We start from the raw sequence: 2,189 nt of genomic DNA, 5'->3' as shown, positions 1-2,189 counted from the left end.
CTGACTCGTGCCATCGGGGTGTGTCACCGAGCAGGCAGGTTGAGGTTCCGAGGATGGCCTCGGCGGTGTCGGTGAGGGGGTCCTCGGCGAGCTGCTCGTAGCCGGCGATGCGGACGGTGATCTGCTGCAACGGCCGGAGGGTCCGCACGATCTTGCGGATGCTCAGGCCGGTCGCGTCCTGCAGGTAGCGCGCGACCGCCAGGGCGGCGAACACGACGGTCAGGTGGGCCTCGATGGCCTCACGCGTGTGGTGAAACATCGGCCGAGCCCGCAGGTCGGTCTTGCTCATCCGGAACGACGCCTCGACCTGCCACAGCTCGTGGTAGCAGGCCAGGACCTCACCTGCCGGCATTAACGAGGCCCGGATGTTCGTCACATAGCCCTTGAGCCCGACCAGCCGCCGCGCCCTGGCTAACGAGGCCTCATCCAGGGTGTGGGTGCCGTTCTCGATACTGACGAACCGGGGGGTCCGCGCGCTCCTCTCGCCAGCGACGACGGCATTGGCGGCTCTTCGCCGCTGAGTGTGGGGTGAGCACGGCGCGCCGGAGGGCTGGGTGAGGCTGGGGATGGGTCGAGGTCCCCGAGGATCGGAGGACTTCTACCTCTCCTGATCTCAAGGACCTCGACGTTGAGCGAGCCTACGTTGTGCTGCCGTGCGCCCGGTGGCTACTGCGATCGGTGCGACCTGTTGGTGGGCCTGGACGGCCTGCACGTGACCGCGGTGGAGCGTGACGATGGCGGCGGGCTGACCGTCACGGTGGAGTCCGCGCCGGCACCGACGGGCTGCCGGTCGTGCGGGGTCGTGGCCCACGCTCATGGTCGGGTCGAGGTACGGCTGGTGGACGCGCCGGCGATGGGCCGGCCAGTGCGGATCCGCTGGCGCAAGCGGCGCTGGCTGTGCCCCGAACCGACGTGCCGGATCCGCTCGTTCGTCGAGCAGGACGAGCGGGTCGCGGCACCCCGGGCGAAGCTGACGACCCGAGCGTGTTGGTGGGTGATCGAGCAGATCCGCCGCGAACACGCCTCCGTCAACGGAGTCCGACGGCAGCTCGGCACCGGGTGGCGGACCGTGTGGGAAGCGATCCTCCCGCGGCTGGAGGCAGCCGATGTTGACGCGAGCCGCTTCGACGGGGTGGCGATCCTGGGCGTTGACGAGCACGTGTGGCATCACGTGTCGACCAAGCCGATCGAGGACGGCGGCCGGGGCCCGAAGGAGCTGACCGGGATGGTCGACCTCACCCGAGACGCCAACGGCCACACCAGGGCCCGCCTGTTGGATCTGGTCCCCGGACGGTCCGGTGAGACCTACCGAGGCTGGCTGGAACAGCGGGGTGAGACGTTCAAGGCCGGCGTGGAGATCGCCACCCTCGACCCGTTCCACGGCTACAAGAACGCGATCGACGACCAGCTGCAGGACGCGCGGTCGGTGCTCGACGCGTTCCATGTGGTGAAGCTGGCTACCCAGGTCGTCGATGACGTGCGCCGGCGGGTGCAGCAGGACACCACCGGCCACCGCGGCCGCCGGGACGACCCGCTCTATCGGATCCGGAACATCCTGCGCGCCGGCGAGGAGAACCTCACCGACCGACAGAGAGCCCGGCTCGAGACCGCGTTCACCGCGCACGAGGAGCACCTTGAAGTCGAGCTCGCCTGGCGATGCGCCCAACAGGTCCGCTCCTGCTACCACCAAGACACGCCCACCGCCGGACGGGCCGTCGCCGAGAAGGTCCTCGCCTCCTTCATCAGCTGCCCCGTCCGGGAGGTCGCCCGGCTCGGGCGCACGCTCAAGCAGTGGAGAAGCGAGTTCCTCGGCTACTTCGACACCAACGGCGCCAGCAACGGCGGCACCGAGGCCATGAACGGCCTCATCGAGCTCCACCGCCGCATCGCCCGCGGCTTCCGCAACCGCAACAACTACCGCCTCCGAATGCTCCTCATCGGCGGCGGACTACTCCTATGACCCCACACTCAACGGCGAAGAGCCCCAAAAGTCGCACCTCGGTCACCAGCGTGGCCGGCACGTCCACCGGTGTCAGGTCGCCGCGGTGGCGCACTCCGTCTTTATCGCGTCCGCGGGTTCGCGTCCAGGCGGTCGCACCTGCGGCGCGTGCTCCTACGTTCGGCGTTGGGACAATTCAGTCGGGGGCGAGTGCCGCAATCACGAGCGAATGGTCGCTGATGGGGTCGCG

At 69.2% G+C, this 2,189-nt stretch carries 1 protein-coding gene and 1 pseudogene; one reads left to right on the top strand and one right to left on the bottom strand.

Features of this window, described 5'->3' with window-relative positions; translation table 11 throughout:
• Nucleotides 1-505 (bottom strand): annotated as a pseudogene (locus tag VGN50_RS13180) (IS1634 family transposase); the annotation flags it as partial.
• A gap of 123 nt (nt 506-628) precedes the next feature.
• Between VGN50_RS13180 and VGN50_RS07710 the strand changes: the two are divergent.
• Complete coding sequence (locus tag VGN50_RS07710; RefSeq protein ID WP_414694576.1) at nt 629-1,960, top strand: ISL3 family transposase; 1,332 nt, start codon at nt 629-631, stop codon at nt 1,958-1,960.
• The last annotated feature ends 229 nt before the right edge of the window (nt 1,961-2,189 follow it).

It is taken from the genome of Pedococcus sp., from assembly GCF_036000045.1.
GTDB lineage: Bacteria > Actinomycetota > Actinomycetes > Actinomycetales > Dermatophilaceae > Pedococcus.
The sequence above is the reverse complement of the archived record's forward strand: the minus strand, read 5'-3'. Positions and strand labels throughout refer to the sequence as shown.